The 18829-nt window shown below is 56.9% G+C and carries 19 protein-coding genes; all 19 read right to left on the bottom strand.

Annotated elements, in window-relative coordinates; translation table 11 throughout:
* Positions 1 to 9: 9 nt before the first annotated feature.
* Complete coding sequence (locus tag C1711_RS01170) at positions 10 to 498, bottom strand: YraN family protein (RefSeq protein ID WP_102337422.1); 489 nt, start codon at positions 496 to 498, stop codon at positions 10 to 12.
* A 174-nt stretch (positions 499 to 672) separates the two neighbouring features.
* Positions 673 to 1461, bottom strand: a complete 789-nt coding sequence (locus tag C1711_RS01165) for a ribonuclease HII (protein ID WP_102337421.1) — start codon at positions 1459 to 1461, stop codon at positions 673 to 675.
* Positions 1462 to 1560: 99 nt separating this feature from the next.
* Positions 1561 to 1902: a 50S ribosomal protein L19 gene (rplS, locus tag C1711_RS01160; protein WP_102337420.1), complete on the bottom strand. Its 342-nt coding sequence runs from the start codon at positions 1900 to 1902 to the stop codon at positions 1561 to 1563.
* Positions 1903 to 2065: 163 nt separating this feature from the next.
* Complete coding sequence (locus tag C1711_RS01155; RefSeq protein ID WP_102337419.1) at positions 2066 to 2872, bottom strand: NYN domain-containing protein; 807 nt, start codon at positions 2870 to 2872, stop codon at positions 2066 to 2068.
* Between the two features lie 40 nt (positions 2873 to 2912).
* Positions 2913 to 4817, bottom strand: coding sequence for an ATP-dependent zinc metalloprotease FtsH (ftsH, locus tag C1711_RS01150; RefSeq protein ID WP_199824820.1), 1905 nt, complete (start codon positions 4815 to 4817; stop codon positions 2913 to 2915).
* A 107-nt stretch (positions 4818 to 4924) separates the two neighbouring features.
* Entirely contained in the window at positions 4925 to 6307 is a 1383-nt protein-coding gene (locus tag C1711_RS01145; RefSeq protein WP_102337418.1) for an MATE family efflux transporter, read from the bottom strand.
* Between the two features lie 166 nt (positions 6308 to 6473).
* On the bottom strand, positions 6474 to 7394 hold the full coding sequence (locus C1711_RS01140; RefSeq protein WP_234346146.1) for a TrmH family RNA methyltransferase: 921 nt from the start codon (positions 7392 to 7394) through the stop codon (positions 6474 to 6476).
* 37 nt (positions 7395 to 7431) lie between these two features.
* Positions 7432 to 7800, bottom strand: a complete 369-nt coding sequence (locus C1711_RS01135) for a VOC family protein (RefSeq protein WP_102337416.1) — start codon at positions 7798 to 7800, stop codon at positions 7432 to 7434.
* Between the two features lie 23 nt (positions 7801 to 7823).
* The gene (locus tag C1711_RS01130; protein WP_102337415.1) at positions 7824 to 8336 is read right to left on the bottom strand and encodes a dihydrofolate reductase; all 513 of its coding nucleotides are present in this window, start codon (positions 8334 to 8336) and stop codon (positions 7824 to 7826) included.
* Positions 8337 to 8339: 3 nt separating this feature from the next.
* On the bottom strand, positions 8340 to 9188 hold the full coding sequence (thyA, locus tag C1711_RS01125; RefSeq protein ID WP_102337414.1) for a thymidylate synthase: 849 nt from the start codon (positions 9186 to 9188) through the stop codon (positions 8340 to 8342).
* A gap of 11 nt (positions 9189 to 9199) precedes the next feature.
* On the bottom strand, positions 9200 to 10678 hold the full coding sequence (ffh, locus tag C1711_RS01120) for a signal recognition particle protein (RefSeq protein WP_102337413.1): 1479 nt from the start codon (positions 10676 to 10678) through the stop codon (positions 9200 to 9202).
* A gap of 46 nt (positions 10679 to 10724) precedes the next feature.
* Positions 10725 to 11639 (bottom strand): signal recognition particle-docking protein FtsY, encoded by a 915-nt coding sequence (gene ftsY / locus C1711_RS01115; RefSeq protein WP_102337412.1) that lies wholly within the window; start codon positions 11637 to 11639, stop codon positions 10725 to 10727.
* On the bottom strand, positions 11639 to 15175 hold the full coding sequence (gene smc / locus C1711_RS01110) for a chromosome segregation protein SMC (protein ID WP_102337411.1): 3537 nt from the start codon (positions 15173 to 15175) through the stop codon (positions 11639 to 11641). Before smc ends, ftsY begins: the two co-directional genes overlap by 1 nt.
* Before the next feature lie 9 nt (positions 15176 to 15184).
* Positions 15185 to 15910 carry a ribonuclease III gene (rnc, locus tag C1711_RS01105; RefSeq protein WP_102337410.1) on the bottom strand — a complete coding sequence of 242 codons (726 nt, stop codon included), beginning with the start codon at positions 15908 to 15910 and terminating at the stop codon, positions 15185 to 15187.
* Positions 15911 to 15914: 4 nt separating this feature from the next.
* A complete protein-coding gene (locus C1711_RS01100; protein ID WP_407641517.1) occupies positions 15915 to 16163 on the bottom strand; it encodes an acyl carrier protein in 249 nt (82 codons plus the stop codon).
* Positions 16164 to 16281: 118 nt separating this feature from the next.
* Positions 16282 to 17298 (bottom strand): phosphate acyltransferase PlsX, encoded by a 1017-nt coding sequence (plsX, locus tag C1711_RS01095; RefSeq protein ID WP_102337409.1) that lies wholly within the window; start codon positions 17296 to 17298, stop codon positions 16282 to 16284.
* Between the two features lie 73 nt (positions 17299 to 17371).
* A complete protein-coding gene (gene rpmF, locus C1711_RS01090; RefSeq protein ID WP_102337408.1) occupies positions 17372 to 17551 on the bottom strand; it encodes a 50S ribosomal protein L32 in 180 nt (59 codons plus the stop codon).
* A gap of 144 nt (positions 17552 to 17695) precedes the next feature.
* Positions 17696 to 18250, bottom strand: coding sequence for a YceD family protein (locus tag C1711_RS01085; RefSeq protein WP_102337407.1), 555 nt, complete (start codon positions 18248 to 18250; stop codon positions 17696 to 17698).
* Between the two features lie 3 nt (positions 18251 to 18253).
* Positions 18254 to 18754 carry an ATP synthase subunit B family protein gene (locus tag C1711_RS01080; protein WP_102337406.1) on the bottom strand — a complete coding sequence of 167 codons (501 nt, stop codon included), beginning with the start codon at positions 18752 to 18754 and terminating at the stop codon, positions 18254 to 18256.
* Positions 18755 to 18829: the final 75 nt, after the last annotated feature.

Raw genomic sequence — 18829 nt, 5'->3', positions numbered from 1 at the left:
CCTTCCCGCTCACCGCTCCGCCTCCCAATCAAAAGCACGGCAGATGTGGTGAATCGTGCCTGTTCTCGCCTCTTGATCTGGATCGATGCAAACGGCGATGACATCAAAACGGATTGCGGGAACGGGATAATGCTCCGCCGCATAGTAATGGGCAATACGACGATAGCGCTGTCGTTTATGGGGTGTCACGGCTTCCTCGGGATACGTCATGTCAATTCCCGAACGCTCCCGGCGTGTCTTAACCTCAACGAGCACAACTTCGGAGTTGTCCTCGTCAAGCACGACGATGTCCGCTTCCCCTTCAGGGCAGCGGTAATTGCGTTCAACAATCACATATCCGCGCTCTTCGAGATACCAAGCGGCGACTTCTTCACCTAATGCTCCCAGCAACTGCGTCGGAAGACACTCCAGCCCCTCATCGCCCAGCTCAGAAGAATCCCCTTGCAAGAGTGCCTCGAGCAGCTCGTGTGCACGCTCCCTGTTTTTGCTTCGACCCATAACCCACTCCTCTCAACGGAACGTGAAAGGAGTATCAATCTGAGGGTCTCAAATTAATCCCTTTGAGTGCCCAGATGAACTGACGCGCTTCCAACACCCAAACAGACTTCAACTAAAACGAAAGCTCAGGACGACAGGCAATTTGATTGTGCGGTGCAACTCAACACAGGAGCATCAAAACAAGCGAGCAGTCTCCAGAAAGTTTCCGCAGAAGCTCACGCGGTGTATAGGTGTAAGCCCATGTTCCTTGATCGCTTGGATGTGTTCGGGAGAGGCATATCCCTTTGATTGGGCAAGATGGTAACCGGGGTATTCGCCATCAAGCTCAACGAGCATCTCGTCACGCGTCACTTTGGCCACGATAGATGCGGCGGCAATGCACGCAACCTTGGCATCGCCCTTGACGACATCCCGTTCATTGGGAACGGCTCCGAGCGGGTTGCCATCCATAAGCACGCAATCGGGCGTTAAACCCGTGTCTGCCACAGCCCCGGCAACCGCCTCGCGTAGCGCACGGGCCATCCCGATCTCATCGATTCGTTCAGGCGGAATATGGCAAAGGCCAATTGCACGAGCGACCTCGGCAATTCGGACAGCGAGCATTTCACGGCGTGCAGGGATCAGCTTTTTGGAATCATTCAAGCCCCAGATGTGCGGCTCTGCGGGTAGACAAACGGCACATACGGTCAACGGGCCCGCAACGGAACCGCGCCCCACTTCATCAACACCGACAACTACGCCCTCGCCACCCAATTCAAGCATGGTGGCATACATGTCATCGACTCGATTGCGCTCGGCAAGCTCATTTTCATAGCGATTCATGGCACGTGAACAGGCCTTTTGAACCTGAATACGCGGGTCCTCGGCGTAGCGATCAACCAGCGTCTTAATTTCCTCAAAGGGAGCGCTTGCCAGTTCAGCAGCCACAACAGTCGCCGAAGCAGAGATTGTCATATTTGCCATCGTTATACCTCGCATCCATTCGACAGCATTGTGGCACAAAAAAGCGGGCCACCCAAAGGGCGACCCGCAAACAGCACGGATGAAACCGGTGCGTGCGTCTTAGCGCTTCTCGGGAATACGAGCGGCCTTACCAGAGCGATCACGCAGGTAGTAAAGCTTGGCGCGACGGACTTTACCGTGACGTACAACCTCGAGCTTGGCGATCTTCGGGGAATGAACCGGGAAGGTACGCTCAACACCGATACCGTAGGAAATCTTGCGGACGGTGAAGGTCTCACGGGAACCAGCACCCTGGAGACGAATGACGTCGCCCTGGAACACCTGGATGCGCTCGCGGTCGCCTTCCTTAATGCGGTAGTGAACCTTGACGTTGTCACCAACGAGGATGCGGGGCATATCCTCACGGATCTGCTGACGCTCGATTGCGCGGATGTAATCCATCTTTGCTTCCTTACTCTTCTAGAGGTGCCGCACGCGTACGCCGACACATAGGTTGAACAAACGTCGACAAGTATACACAAGACAGGTGCATTCACCAAGGAAAATCTCAAGCTCTCCACGTTGTTACACATGGAAAGGCAGATTATACGTGATATTGCCAGACCTACTTCATCCGCAGGTAAATTGCACGCGCTCCCGACTGACCATCAGGCTCGTTGAACTCATACGCATCGAGCGATTTCAGGAACGGGAACAGGCGGTTGAAGCCGTAATTGCGAACATCGAAATCAGGCAGGCGCTTAACGAGCAGGTTGCCCAACCATGCCAGGTCGATCCAACCGTCGTCGTCACCGTGGATGTCGAGAATCGCATCAATTGCCGAAAGAACAGGAGCCGTGCTGAGCGTTTTCATGGTGCTCGTATCACCAGGCTTGCGGCGCGAACGATGCTGCTTTTCAGGTCGCGTGGAAGCTAACACGGCATCCTCGGTATCCTCAACCACCTCAGTTTCGTTGTTTTGTTGCTGTGCATAGAGCAGGTCAAGGTACTTGAATTGATTGCATGCCGAGATAAACGGCTTGGGGGTCTTTTGCTCCCCCATACCGATGACCTGCATGCCGCTCTCACGCAAGCGCGCGGCCAAACGGGTGAAGTCCGAATCGGAACTAACAATGGCAAAACCATCGACCGTACCCGAATAGAGGATGTCCATGGCATCAATGATCATGGCCGAGTCAGTCGCATTTTTGCCGACGGTATAGCCGTACTGCTGCATGGGCGTGATCGAGTTATCGAGCAGGCAGGACTTCCAACTGTTGAGCCTTGTGCTCGTCCAGTCACCGTAAATGCGCTTATACGTTGCCACGCCGACATTTGCGACCTCATCAAGCACGATCTTGATGTACTTCTCGCTTGCGTTATCCGCATCGATCAAGACCGCAAAACGCACATCATCATTTTGAAATGCCATGGGCACCCCCTTTCATTTGAATAAACTATGCAGTCTACTGTTAACCATTCGTCTTCGGCATGAGCGGGTTCTCACGAGTGAGCAGGTTCATGAACTCCTCGCCCGTGATGGTCTCCTTCTTGTACAGGTAATGAGCGAGCTCATGGAGCTTGAACTTGTTCTCCTTGAGCGCCTGAAGTGCACGCTCATGAGCCTCGGCGATAAGCTGCTTCACAACCGCATCGACGCGCTCAGCCGTACCAGGAGCGCACGTCAAAGACGTGTCCTGGTTGAGATAGGCGTTCTGAACCGTACCGAGGGCCATCATGCCGAACTCGTCGGACATACCGAAGCGCGTCACCATGTTTCGAGCGAGCTTAGTCGCCTGTTCGATATCGTTAGCGGCTCCCGTAGTCATCTCACCGAAGATAAGCTCCTCGGCAGCACGTCCACCGCAGTACACGGCGAGCTTGTCGAGCACCTCTTGCTTAGTGGTGAGGAAGTGTTCGTCCTCTTCGACCTGCATGGTATAGCCCAGAGCACCGTTCGTACGAGGCACGATGGTGATCTTGGTAACCGGGGCACTCCCCTTCTGACGCGCCGCAACGATGGCGTGGCCAATCTCGTGGTACGCGACAACCTGCTTCTCATGGTCGGAAAGCACAGTAGATTTACGCTGCTGGCCAGCGATGATGACCTCAACGCTCTCTTCGAAGTCCTCCTGCGTGGCACGCGTGCGACCCAAACGGACGGCACGCAAAGCGCCCTCGTTGATGATGTTCGCCAAATCGGCGCCAGAGGCACCAGGCGTTGCACGCGCGATAGCGGAAAGGTCGATGCCGGGCTCCGTCTTCACATCTTTGGAATGAAGTTCGAGAATGGCCTTACGACCTGCCAGATCGGGAAGCTCAACGGGGACGCGGCGGTCAAAGCGACCGGGACGCAGCAGAGCCGGATCGAGCGTGTCGGGACGGTTCGTGGCAGCAAGCACCACGATGCCCTTCTGGTTGTCAAAACCGTCCATCTCGGTAAGCAACTGGTTCAGGGTCTGCTCACGCTCATCGTTACCGGAGAAACCGGAGCCGTCGCGCTTTTTGCCGATGGTATCGATCTCGTCGATAAAGACGATACAGGGAGCCTTTTCCTTTGCCTGCTTAAACAGGTCACGCACCTTCGCAGCACCACGGCCCACGAACATCTCAACGAACTCAGAACCGGAAATGCTGAAGAACGGCACGCCCGCCTCGCCGGCAACTGCCTTGGCGAGCAGAGTTTTACCGGTACCCGGAGGACCTACGAGCAGGGCACCACGCGGCAGCTTGGCACCAATTGCCTCGTAACGCTGCGGCTTCTCAAGAAAGTCAACGACCTCCTTGAGAGATTCCTTGGCCTCTTCCTGACCGGCAACATCCTTAAACGTCACACCGACATCCTTGGAAGCGACGATGCGGGCACCGGACTTACCGAGCCCGCCACCTCCGAAGCCGCCGAAGCCGCCACTCGAGAAATCCATCGAAGGGTTGTCATCGCCCATGGCCTTCTTCATGCGGCGATTGAGCCAACGTCCAAACAGGAAGAATACAAGAACAGGCAAAACGATCGTTACAAACAGGTAGGTCCACATGCCCGAATCGCGATCGGGAACCGTCACCTTGAGGGTGGCGCCTGCCTCTTGAATGCGATTGGTAAGATCGGCATCGGTAGGCATGGTCGTTGTGCGATAGACCTTACCCTCTTCACCCTTGAGCGTGTAGACCGCCCGAGCGTCATCGGTCGTGTACTTAATGTCCTCCACGCGCTTGTTCTCAAGATCGTCAAGGAGCTGCGTGTAGTTCACATCCTGCGTTTGCACCCCACCGTTTTGCAGGTTGGGGAACAAAAACGTGTTGAGTACCATATACACCACAAAGGCAATCAGCACGTAGAGCAGCATATTCCGCTTGCGTTTGTTATCGTCCAGTTGCATGGATCTTCTCCATCCGTAGTAATACGTAATGGTTTGAGGATACCCAGCAATGCGGACAATAAACGGATAGGTTGTCGGGAACCTCCCGCCAACATCGTCGCCCCATCTTAAATGGAGAGCTCCAGCTTTTCGCGACGTTCCTCGGCGTGCGTGAGCCAATGACCGAAGTGGTGATAAAGCACGAACAGTACGGCCGTGAGTATCCACGTCACGGGATAAACGAGCAGCATCGTTTCGAGGGTGTGATGCATCGGCACAACGAGCAGAAGCCAAACCACTCGGAACACGCAGGTTCCCACAATGGTAAGCAACATGGGGCGGAAGCTCTCTCCCGACCCGCGAATGACGCCCGATGTGTTGTCGACCACGGAGTAAAACAGGTAGAACGGCGCGATGAAGTGGATCATCTTGCTGGTGTACCCCACAACGACATCGTCGTCGATAAAGAACCGTGCAAGCGGATTCACAAACGTGACCAGGAAAAGAGCCAGACATCCGACGAGCGTGACGGTGATAACCAGGGACGTGTGGTAACCCTTGCGCATACGCTCGTAGTTGTGCGCACCAAAATTCTGGGCAGAAAACGTGGTGATTGCGACGCCGAGCGCCTCAGTCACCATCCACACGATGGCATCCAAACGACCGGAAAGACCCCAGCCCGTCACCGCGTCGGCGCCGAAGCTGTTCACCGTGGACTGCGCGATGATGTTAGAGAAGGAATACACGCTGGACTGGATACCGAGCGGAAGACCGCACGAAATCATGCTTTTGCACAGTGTGGGGTCGATGCCGAGCTTATGGATATCGAGCCGCCATGCGCCCTTCGCACGCATCATGCGCACCATCACCATCGTGGCGTTGATGGCGATAGTCAAAGCCGTTGCGATACCGCAACCCAGCGCCTCCATCTTAAAATGCGCCACGAAAATGAGGTCGAATATCACGTTGAACACGCAACCTGAGGCGATGATAAGTGCGGGCGCACGCGTGTCACCCACAGAGCGCAGAAGCGCCGTTCCCATGTTAAGAACGAGCGCAAAGACCATGGCTCCGAAGTAGCAGCGCGAATACGCAACGGACTCCCACATGAGCTCTTCAGGGGTACCCATGAATGCGAGGATGGATGGCATGAAGACCACACCGAGAACCGATAGGACGGCACCAAGCACCAAGGCAATCGTCATCGCGGTATGAACCGAGCGGGAAAGATGCTCGTCATCTTTCTGACCGAAGAACTGGCCCGAGATAACCGCACAACCGGCACCAAGTCCAACGGAAAAGCCGACGGCGAGTTCGGTCAACGACATCGTTGCCTGAATACCGCCCAGGGCGTTTTTTCCTCCGAATTGACCCAAGATAAAGGTATTGATGAGGGAATATGCCTGTTGGAAAAATGAGCTGAAGAAAATGGGGACGCACAGGATGAGCAACTGCTGCCAGATGACTCCCTCAGTAACATCGATTGACCCGTTTTTCGCGCGCTTCGCCATAGACCTTCCCCGTTATCACGCTCGCTCAAGCTCGTTCAAATCCCTATAGCACGGTACGCTTTTACCTGAATGCCCGCAACACCGCATCTTACGGTTCACATCTTCTCATGATTTAAGAAGCCCGCAGGAAATACGCTATGAATTTTTATAATAAACCAGCAGGGGTTTAGGCGAACATCCCCGGTCGATAGTGATACCCATTATCAAGGTGGGGGCACAATTGCCAAAACGCAACAGCACTCGCGGCGGCAACATTAAGCGAATCGACGCCATGCGCCATCGGGATACGGATGGTCTTGTCGCAGCCCGAAATCGTCGTTGCCTTAAGGCCCGCGCCCTCGGTGCCCATGAAGATGGCAAGCCGATCAATCCGCTGTAAGGACGGGTCATCAAGGGAAACCGAATCATCGGTGAGCGCCATAGCGGCACATTCAAAACCGACCTCGTGCAAAACGGAGAGCCCGTCCTTTGGCCATGCATGTGCGTCGGAACCGATACGACACCACGGAACCTGAAACACCGTACCCATCGAAACTCGCACGGAGCGTCGATACAACGGGTCACAGCATGTGGGGCTTACGAGGATGCCATCCACGTTAAGCGCCGCAGCGGAACGAAAGATGGCACCAACGTTGGTATGGTCGACGATTCCCTCAAGCACACAGACACGAACAGGGCGCTCCCCCGCCCGCTCGACAAGTGCCTGTAAAAAAGCCGAAGCATCTGCCATACGCGGACGACGGAAGGTAGCCAGAGCACCGCGCGTGACGGAAAAGCCCGTGAGCGTCTCCATGAGCTCCATGCTTGCAACGAACACGGGAATATCAGCCTCAGGGCGCTCGCAAGCGACTTGCTCAAGCAGCGGCATGAGCTGGTCGAGCCAACGCTCCCCCATCAAGAAGCTCACGGGCTCTAGACCGGCGCGAACAGCACGCTCAATCACCTTGGCGCTCTCAGCGATAAAGATACCCTTTTCAGGCTCGAGGACGCACCTGAGCTCGCGCTCGGTCAAACGCGTATACGCGTCAAGGCGCTCGTCCTCAAGAGACGAGATGCGAATGATATTTGGCTGAACGTTGCTCTCCACGCGCTTCATTCCTCAAATTCGACAATCGAAAAAGGGTCTACTTCGCCGGAATGATCTCCAGGTAGAAGCCGTCGGGGTCGGCGATGAAATAAATGCCCATAGCAGGATTTTCCTTGACGATGCAACCCATGCGCTCGTGCAGCTCGTGTGCAGCGTCCATGTCCTCAACGGCAAACGCCAGATGGATGTCACGACCGCCCTGGTTGTACGGCTCAACGCGGCCCTTGTTCCAGGTCAGCTCAAGCTCGCACTCACTGGCCTCATTGCCGAGGAAAACGAGCTTCCAAGATCCATCCTCAGGGCCCTTCTCACGAACGGGGTGCAAATCAAGCGCCTCGGCATAAAACGCCAAGGAAGCATCAAGATCGAGTACATGAATTTCGGTGTGAGCCATTTTGAACTGCACGAGATTTCCTTTCGGTTGCAATTTCAGATGCGACGATACGTTACGAACTCGTAGGTAACGCCCACATCTCCCTGCCCTTCTTCAATGATACTTGTATCTGAACGAGCGACGACCCTCCAATGTGAATCGGAAGCCAAGTTGGGAAAGAACGTATCTACTTCATGCGTAACGTAATTATGCGTTACCACGGCTTCCTCGCAGTACGGCAAAAACTGCTCGTACACCGCTCCGCCGCCGATAACCCAAGCGACTTCCTCGTTCGCAACAGCAGTCAAAGCCTCTTCAACGGAATGCACGACCTCCACGCCGTCAGGAGCGTAAGCCGCATCTCGCGAAAGTACAATGTTCCGACGGTTTTTCAGCGGCTTTCCGCCCGGAAAGCTCTCGAGCGTTTTGCGACCCATAATGACAGGACGCCCTTTTGTGCAGGCAACGAAATGCCGCATATCAGTGCGATTGACGACCACCATATCGCCATCGCGACCAATCCCCCAGTCGTCACACACCGCAACGATTGCCTTAAGTTCGCACGTCATGAGCTACACCGCAATCGGAATGCCCTTGATTTGCGGGCCATGCTGGTAGTCCTCAACGATCAAATCGTCCGTCGTGAAATCGTAGAAGTTGGTCACCTCAGGATTGAGCGAGACCTTCGGCGCAGGATACTGGGGGCGCTCGATGAGCTCGCGCACGATGTCCACATGACGGTCGTAGATATGGGCGTCCACAATTACATGCAGCAGTTCACCGGCGATCATGCCACAGTGCTGGGCAACCATCATGAGAAGGATGGCGTACTGGCACACATTCCAGTTATTGGCGGCAAGAATGTCCTGTGAGCGCTGCATCAGCACCATATTGAGCGTAGGCTTATCGCAACCCGGATCCTGCGTCACGTTATACGTAACCGAATAAGCGCATGGATACAGGTGCATCTCGGAAAGATCGGAGAACGTGTACATGTTCGTCATGATACGACGCGAATACGGCGTGTGCGTGAGGTCGTACAGCACGCGGTCCATCTGGTCGAAGTCGCCCTCGGGATAATGCGACTTCTGCGCAATCTGATAGCCGTACGCCTTACCGATGGAGCCGGTCTCGTCCGCCCATTCATCCCAGATGTGGGAGTGCAGGTCGTTGATGTTGTTCGATTTCTTCTGGTAAATCCACAAGATTTCGTCCATGGCACTCTTGAGCGCAGTGCGACGCAAGGTAGTCGCAGGGAACTCCTCACGCAGATCGTAACGAGCCGTCACGCCAAAGTTTTTGATGGTATAGGCAGGCGTGCCGTCCTCCCAATGCGGACGCACCTTCTGTCCTTCAGTCGTCGTTCCATGGTCCAAGATGTCCTGGCACATGGATACAAATAGCTTGTCTGCCTTGCTCATATGCCGCCCCTTTACTTGCGCTTGTACTGATCGTTCATACGCATGAGCTTGTCCATGTCGGTCATACCGCCACCAAGGCCGCCCATACCACCCATCTGGTTCATGAGCTTGTTCATGTCCATGCCACCCATACCGGGCATGCGCATCTTCTTTCCCTTTTTGCCCTTCTTGCCCTTTTTACCGCCCTGCTGCTGGGTCATAGCGCGCATCTTGCCCATCATCTTGTTCATCTCGCCCCATTGCTTCATGAGGACGTTGACGTCAGCGGGCGTCAAACCGCAGCCACGTGCGATACGGGCGCGGCGCTGTCCGTTGATGATGGAGGGACGGTTGCGCTCCTCGGCGGTCATGGACTGGATGATCGCATCATGGCGATCGAACACGGCCTCGTCAAGGTTGCCACCCATCTGATTGAGGGCCTTCTGGCCGCCCGGCAGCATGCCGAGGACGCCCTTCATGCCACCCATCTTCTTGAGCGCGCGCATCTGCTCGAGCATGTCGTTCATCGTGAAGCCGTCGCGAAGCATGCGCTCGGCGGCTTCCATCTGCTCGGCTGTAGCGATCTCTTGGGCCTTTTCGATGATGCCGACGACGTCACCCATGCCCAGGATGCGCTTGGCCATACGCTCGGGATTGAACACCTCGAGCGAGTCGGGCTTCTCGCCCATCGAGACGAACTTGATCGGCTTGCCCGTAACCTCGCGAACGGACAGCGCGCCGCCGCCACGGGCATCGCCGTCAAGCTTGGAGATGATCACGCCGTCAAAGTCGGTACGCTCGGCAAACGTGGACACCACGTTGACGATGTCCTGACCGGTCATGGCGTCGACCACCATAAGGACCTGATCAGGCTTGACCGCGTGCTTGATGTCCACAGCTTCCTGCATCATCTGCTCATCGATCTGCAGACGACCGGCGGTGTCGACGATGACCACGTCGCGCATCTTGTCCACAGCCTCGCGGATAGAAGCAGAGGCGATCTCAACCGGGTTCTTGCCATCGCCGCGGAAGACTGGCACGCCGATCTCGCCGCCAAGCGTAGCAAGCTGATCGGCAGCGGCGGGACGATACACGTCGCACGCGGCGAGCAAGGGACTGCGACCCTGCTTTTTAAGCATGTAGGCGAGCTTCGCGGCAGCGGTCGTCTTACCGGAGCCCTGCAAACCGACAAGCATAATCACGTTGGGGATGCGGCTCGAGAACACCAGCTTGCTCTCCGTACCGCCCAGCAGCTCGGTCAGCTCATCAAGAACGATCTTTACGACGTTTTGCGCAGGGGTGAGCGAGTCCATGACGTCAGCGGTGAGGCAACGCTCTTTGGTACGCGTCACAAAGTCCTTCACCACACGGTAGTTGACGTCAGCCTCGAGCAACGCCATGCGGATTTCGCGCATGGCAACGTTGATATCGGCCTCAGTGAGCTTGCCCTTGCCACGCAGGCGGTCAAATGTGTCGGTCAAACGATCGGAAAGCGATCCGAATGCTGCCATATGCTCTCTCCTCAAACGAAGACCAAAAGGTCGTACTTATCCGATGCTATTCGATGCCAACCAAAGCTCGGCAGAAATCGTGAGCATTAAAACGCTGCAGGTCATCCACCTGCTCGCCCACGCCGATACGATAAATCGGCAACTTGAGCTGGTTGGCAACAGCCAAAGCGATACCGCCCTTTGCCGTGCCATCGAGCTTGGTCATGATAATGCCATCGAGCCCCAAGGCGTCATTGAACTCCTTGGCTTGATTGAGGCCGTTTTGGCCGGTAGCGGCATCGATAACGAGCACCGCGTGCACAGGCATGGGGCCTGCGGTGCAGGCCTCCGCGCGCTTACGCGTAACCTTGACCACCTTGGCAAGCTCGCGCATGAGCTCCGGGCTCGAATGCAAACGACCCGCGGTGTCGATGAGCACTAGGTCGCTGTTGCACTTATCCGCCTCGTCAAGCACGTCGTAGCAAACGCTTGCGGGGTCGGAACCGCGGTCGCGCTTGATAACGGGCACGCCTGCACGCTCGCCCCATACGTCCAGCTGCTCAATGGCGGCGGCGCGGAAGGTGTCGGCACTGCCGATCACCACGTTCTTGCCAGCGGTCGCCTCGGCGCTCGCGATCTTGCCCACCGTGGTGGTCTTACCCGCTCCGTTGATGCCTACAAACAGCACGCAGCTCGGCGTATCGTCAAAGATGTCCGACTCGGGTGCGACGAAAAACTCCTCGAGACGCTCGGCAAGCGCGGCGCGCAGCTGATCGGCGGTTCGGAGGTTCTTGCGTGCAGCCATCTCACGCAGGTCGTCGGTGACGCGCATGGCGATTTCGCCACCCATATCACCCATGACAAGCGTGTCCTCGAGCTCCTCCCAGAAGTCCTCATCGACCTCGCCACCAAAGTAGAAGATCTCGTTGAGCGCCTCACGGCTGCGCTCCAGACCGTGCTTAAGGGAATCAAACAGACCCATTATGCATTCACGACCTTTCCGGTTTTTCGATCGAGTTTTTGACTGACCACGCGGCTCACGCCGTCTGCCTGCATGGAGACACCGTACAGCACGTCGGCGTCTTCCATGGTACGGCGCTGGTGGGAAATAACGAGCAGCTGCGTAGAATGACGCAGGTAATCGATGGCACCGATGAGCTTGGAGAGGTTCGAGTCGTCAAGCGCGGCCTCGACCTCGTCAAGCACGTAGAACGGCACGGTGCGCGTGCGATACACGGCGAACAGCAACGCGAGCGCGGTCAGCGACTTCTCGCCGCCGCTCATAAGCGTCATCTTGGTGATGCGTTTGCCGCGCGGCTGTGCAATAACCTCGATACCCGTCTCGGCGGGATGCTCGGGGTCAGTCATCTCCAAATGAGCCTGACCGCCAGGGAAGAGCATGGAGAACACCTCGCGGAAGTTCTCGTCAACCTTCTCGAAGGTGGTCAGGAAGCTCGCACGCATCTTGCGATCGATTGCAGCGGTGATCTTGGTGAGCGCCTTACGAGCGGTCTCAAGATCTTCAAGCTGGGAGGCGATGTAATCGGCGCGCTTCTTGAGCGTCTCGTACTCCTCCATGGCAACCTGGTTCACGGGTCCCAAATTGTTGATTTGGCGCACCAGGTCATTCAGTTCGCGCTGTGCGGCCGCACGGTCCTCAGGCGCGGGAAGCCTCAAAGCCTCTTCAAGTACCGTCTTACCATCAGCCGTAATGGCCTTTACTGCAGTTTCGACCTGCACTTCCAGCTTGCCGCGAGCAACCTTGGATTCGTTGACCGCCACGTTGGCGAACTCAACCTCCTCCTTGGCACGCAACACCTCGGCGCGAGCGTTCTCGATCGTGCGTTTGAGCGAAGCGGAATCCGCTTCCTCAAGCGATGCCTGGTCGCGCAAGCGCGCCGCCCAATCCATGGCGCGCTCGGAAAGCGCCTGATAACGGTCGTGCAGAGGGTCAACGCGCAAACGCAGCCCCTCAAGCGACCGCGCCGCTTGCTCGGTGCCGTGAATACGGCGGTCGATGGCCTCAAGTCGCTTTTCAAGTTCGGGGACACGTGCGGAAAGGCTGCGCACGCGCTCGGTCGCCTGGGCAAGGCGAACCTTGGCGTCGGCGAGTTTGGCACCCGCCTCGGCATCATCACGACGTAGACGCTCAAGGTCGTCGTGCGCGACGTCGAGCTCATCGGCAAGGTCTTTAAGCTGCCCCTGGGCCTCATCACGTGTTGCCGAGAGCTCTTCGAGCTTTGGCTGGGCGGCGCGCACCGATTCGGCCGCTGCCTCACGACGACGCGTCAAATTGGAATGCTCGGAAAGCATGGCGGAAAGCGAGTGCTCCATGCGACCAATCTCAAAAAGAAGAGAGCTTTGCTCTCCCTCAAGACGCGAAATCGCACCGGCCTTCTCAGTCTCAATCGATCGCGCCTCTTCAATGGCAGCCTGAGCTTCGATGACGCGCTCAGCCGCGTGTTCAAAAAGTACAGATACCTCGGGCTCGAGACCCTCGAGCTCGCGAATGCGACGCTTGCGCTCAAGCGCACCGGACATCTCACCGCTTCCGCGCCCCACGCGCACCACGCCGCCATCGCGGACGCGCGCACCATCCAGGGTCACATACAACACGCCCGGAACGACGGGGGCAGATAAAGCAGCTGCAAGATCGTCAACAAGGTAGATATGTCCCAACAATGCCGCAACGGCAGGTCCATATCCCTCGCGAATATTGAGAAGTTCCACCAAGCGCTTGCCCGCGGCCCCCTCGGCAAATACGGGTGCCTTTATGTCACGCGCGAGGAGCACCGCCTCGCCGGACGCATCCGACGCCTCAAGCGCAAAATGGGCGGCATCGGAAAGCCCTGCGGCGTCATTGCACACGAGCGCATCAATGTCGTGGGAAAGCAGATTCTCGACCAGTGCCTCAAGCTCGGCGGGAGCCTCGATCGCATCACCCAGGCGGCCCGCAAAACGCTCGGCACGCTCATGCGCCACACGTGCAACGAGCGGGGAGGCATCGGCCATGCTCGCATCGAGCTTCTTCAAACTTGCAAGTTCGGAACGGACATCGGACAGCTTGCCGCGTGCGATTTGCTCCTTCTCACGAAGGTCGTTCAAGGCTGCAAGTGCAACCTCGACGGCGGCCTTAGCCTCATCTCGTGCAGTTCTAGCGGACTCGAGCTCACTCTCAAGCTCCTTCGCGCGCGTACGACGGCTCTCCAAAGAAGCAGTGAGCGTCTGCGTCTCATCGTCGATCTGCTCGAGGCGCTTGGCGTACATACCGTCCTCGAGCTCTGCGTTCGAAAGCGTCTCCTTCACCTTGACCAGTTCAAGGGCTGCGGTATCGGCGGTACGCTGAACCTCGCGCTGGGTACGCGTGAGAGTGGAGATGAGTTCATCCAACTCGACGCGACGACTGTGCAGTTCGTCGGCCGCCGGCTCAAAAGTTGCGACATCGCCACGCGCCACTTCGGCGGCGGCACGCTCCCCATCAAGCTGACGATTGATATCGGAAAGTTCTTCAACCGTCCGACGACGCTGATGCTCCGAACCGGACAGCGTCCCGCGCATCTCAGAGAGGCGCGAGACCATATTGCGGCCCTTTTCCTCGAGCAGGCGCATATCGGAACCGATGCGGCCAACGACGTCTTGCATGTGACGACGCTGTTCGCCGAGGTCGCCCACGAACAGGCCCTTTTCCTCGAGCATCACCTGCAGTTTTTCGAGCTCGCGTTCCTTTTCGCTCAGTCGATAGCGGGCAAGCTCCAATGCGGCAGAGCTCTCTTTTGAGGATGACTCAAGGTCGGCCCATTGCGTTTGCAGCTGACGCAGCTCATCGACAGCGAGAATCTGCGTGAGCTCAGTCGCGCGGCTCGACAGGTCGCGATATTTACGTGCACGGTCGACCTGGCGCTCGAGGGGCTTAAGCTGACGCGAGATCTCTCGATTGATATCACGGGCACGCGTGAGATGCTCGTCCATGTTTTTCAGCTTGCGCAGCGCGCGCTCCTTGCGGCGCTTGTGTTTGGAGATGCCCGCGGCCTCCTCAATCAAAGAGCGACGCTCCTCGGGACGGCTCTGCAAAATCGAATCGAGCTTACCCTGGGAGATGATGGAATGGGTGTCTTTGCCCAAGCCCGAATCGTGCAGGATATCCTGGATATCCATCAAACGGCATGGACTGGAATTGATGAGATACTCGCTTTCACCCGAACGATACATGCGCCGCGTGATCGCAACCTCGTTGAAGTCGACGGGCAGCATGTGGTCGGAGTTGTCCAGCACGAGCGTGACCTCGGCCACGCCGACGGGCTGACGTGCGGACGAACCGGAAAAGATCACATCTTCCATGGCCTGACCGCGCAGCTGCTTGGCGCTTTGCTCGCCCAGGACCCACAGAATAGCATCGGAGATATTCGATTTGCCGGATCCATTGGGTCCAACGATGACCGTAAGACCGGGCTCGAATGTCATGTGCGCGCGATCGGCAAAAGATTTGAACCCTTTGAGGGTGAGAGATTTTAAGAACACGTGCCCTCGCTATCCAAGCTTCTTCTTGAGAATGACGCCATTGGTGGTATACCCCATACGTTCAAGTGCATCGAGCGCTGCGGCAGCTTCGGCTTCCTTCTTCGAAGAACCGGTCCCACGACCACGGCGAATGCCATCGACGATGGCAACCGCGGTGAACGTGGGCTGATGAGCCGGACCCGACTCCCCCACCACTTTATACGAAGGGGGGTCAAGGCGGTCGGACTGCACACATTCCTGCAGGTAACTCTTGGGATTCGAAGGATGTTCGGCACGTTCGGAGGCTAGATGGGGCTTGAGGGTGCGCAGGATGAAGTCCTCGGCAACATCCCAGCCGCCATCGAGATACAGCGCGCCAACCAGCGCCTCGTACACGTTTTCAAGCGCAGAGTGCATGCCACGCGCACCGGTTCCCTGCTCGGAGGCACCCAGGATGATCACGTTGTTGATACCGAGCTCTTCTCCCACGTCGGAAAGCGTGGAGCCGGCAACGAGGGACACCTTGAGACGTGTGAGCTTGCCTTCGTCGAAATCGCCATACGTGCGAAACAACGAAAGTGCAACCACGCTGCCCAAGATGGAATCACCCAAAAACTCCAAGCGTTCATAGGAGGCAGAAACAGGCTCACCCTCCACAGCGGAAGGGTGCGTTACGGCGCTCCTAAGAAGTTTTTTATCGGAAAAGGTGTATCCGCAGATCTCCTCTGCGGCGGCGAGCTTCTCGCTAATCGACAAAACCTTACCCCTCCAGCGTTTCCTCAATCGCGTCGATAGCCTCGGAAACCGAATTGATCTCCATGAGCTTGTCGTCGTCGATCTCGATATCGAACTCGTCCTCCATGGCCGTTACCAGCTGGAGGCGATCGAGCGAATTGGCGTCGAGGTCGTCGAACGTGGTTTCATAGGTAAGCTCATCGGCTACGATACCCAGCACGTCAGAGGCGATATCGCAGACCTTTGCATAAATCTCGTCACGATTCATAGCCATGGGATGCTCCCTTCAGCAAGACGGAAAACACGACGCTCCCGCCATTCACAGACGTCATTCATTTTAGCCGCATATCCAGGCTCGCTCAACAACACGACGCCTCATAGACGAAGCATCACTACACGAACGCACCCATGGATTCCGCCACGCGCTCCACAAGGCCCTGTCGTGCTGCGTCGGCCACCGCGAGCGTACCGTTCTTCACGGCCTCCACGCTCGTAGCGCCGTGTCCAATAACCACGACCCCTCGCAAGCCCAGCAAAACGGCACCGCCCTTGGCATCGCCCGAAAGCTTAGCTTTGAGCCCATGCAAGGTGTCTTTAAACAAAAGGGCGGCGAGTTTAGTTTTGAGCGAGCTCATGAATCCGGCTTTGAGCTCTTGCATCATGAACTTGGCAGCGCCTTCGATGGATTTCAGCGCGATGTTGCCCGAAAACCCGTCGCACACCACCACATCGACATTTCCGCTCGTCACATCCGTGCCCTCGCAATTCCCCGCAAAACCGGGAACCTGCTCGCGCATGAGCGGATAACATGCCTGCGTAAAAGCGTTGCCCTTGTGTTCCTCGGTGCCGTTGGCCAGCAAGCCGACGCGCGGATGCTCGATACCGAGCACGCAGGTGGCGTAGGCAGCACCCATCTGTGCAAAGCGGACGACGTCCTGCGGTTCAACATCGGGATTGGCACCCATATCGCACAAGACGGTCAGACCACCCTTGCGATTGGGCAAAGCGTTGGTGAGGCACGGACGTACCGGACTGCGCTTGCCGTCGGCCTCTACTTTATAAGGTGTCACATATGCAGTCCCCGCTGCGGTAACTGCTCCCGTCGAGCCGGCGGAGAAGAAGCCCGCAGCCTGACCCTTTTTAACCGCGCGGCATCCCAGCACAATGGACGACTTGCGCTTTTTCATAACGGCGGCAATCGGGTCGTCTTCCATGGTGATGACATCGGGGGCGATCAAGGCCTCGGCACGCTCGTGCGCGTCGCAGAACGGCACCACGACGTCCTCAGGTCCGGCAACGAGCACCTCAAGCTCGGAATCCGCCTCCAACGCGGCAGCAATGCCTTGCAGAACCGTCTCGGGCGGTTCGTCGCCGCCAACTGCATCAACGCAAACACGCACCTTGCTCATGAGCAACCCCTCTATACAGAAATGGCCGACTCACCGAGCCGGCCATAACAACTCAACGTAACCGCCAGTCGAGCTACTCGACGACGATGACCTCGCGGTCCTTGTAGAAACCGCAATTGGGGCACACGTGGTGCGGAAGCTTCACAGCACCGCAACGAGGGCAGGTGGACTGAGCAGCAGCGTTGATCTTCATGTTCGTCGAACGACGAGAGTGCGTCTTAGCGCGACCCTTTTTTTGCTTAGGTACTGGCATGATGACCTTCCTTATGAACTCTGTACTGGCGGCGATTACGCGCAAGTAACGATATTAACAGAAAACACCTGCATACACAAAACATTTGCAAGAAAAATCATATGAAACAGAAGCTTTGGACCTGCGTATTATGCCCAAAGCAAGCTACTCGTCAAATTTAAGGTTCTTAAGCGCAGCGAAGGGATTCTCATCAGACTCGACCCAGGCATCTTCCGCCTTGGCTGAGCAGCCGCAATCCCCCTCATTGAGGTTGGCACCGCACGTGGGGCACAGGCCAAGACAATCAGGCTGGCAGAGCACCACAAACGGCGTATCCATAATCACGGCATCGGAAATGGCATCGCCCAAATCGATGACGCGATCCTCGCCCACAAGCTCAAATCCGTCTTCGTATGCGTCGGAATTCTCAGGTTCTTCGAACAGGAAATACTCCTCGATCTCGCCGGAGACCTCAAACGAAGCGGGCTCGAGGCAGCGATCACACTCCCCTTCCACCGAGGCGCGCACGATGCCCGTCACCAAAATGCCATCGCCGGCATTGGTGAGAACGACATCGTACTTGGGGTTCGCAGGCAACGAAAACGTCTTCTCGCCCACCGTATACTCAGATGCTTCGATAGCGCCGGCAAGCTGGATGGAGTCGCCGGGGTCCTCGAGGCGCTCGGACAAGTCGACGGGGATGGAGCCAAAACAGCTCATGACTTACCAGCCCTGATTCATGTTCTGAGAAGCAGTGTCGGTCAATTGCTGACGGCAACGCGCAACGGTGCTCGTCAAAGACTTGAGGTTCTCCTCAAGATGCGTGAAGACCTGCTCGGCGTAATCCTCAGCGGCATAACGGGTCTCGCGCTCATACTGATTGGCGCGATCGGTGATCTCGTCGGCCTGAGACTGTGCAAGACGGACGATCTCCTGCTCAGAGGCAATGGTAAGCGCTTGCTGCTGTGCGTCGGCGATAATCGAATCGGCCTGAGCGGCGGCGCTGGCCAGAAGTTCGTCACGCTCCTTGAGAATACGACGGGACTTCATCCACTCCTCGGGATAGCTCATGCGAATCTCATCGAGGATATTGAGGAAGACGTCGCTTTCGATAACCTTGAGCTGACCGCCCTTGCCCCACGGCGATTTGGACTCCGCGATGATGCCCTCGAGCTCATCGACGAGGCTTTCGATGCGCTCGCCAGGAAGGTTCTCACCCGGCATGAGGACTCCTTTCACATTAGGTACATTCTAGTGGCTAATAGTACCACAACACTTTGTTACAACCGAAGCGCAGGT

The sequence above is a fragment of the Collinsella provencensis genome (genome assembly GCF_900199705.1).
GTDB lineage: Bacteria > Actinomycetota > Coriobacteriia > Coriobacteriales > Coriobacteriaceae > Collinsella > Collinsella provencensis.
The sequence above is the reverse complement of the archived record's forward strand: the minus strand, read 5'-3'. Positions and strand labels throughout refer to the sequence as shown.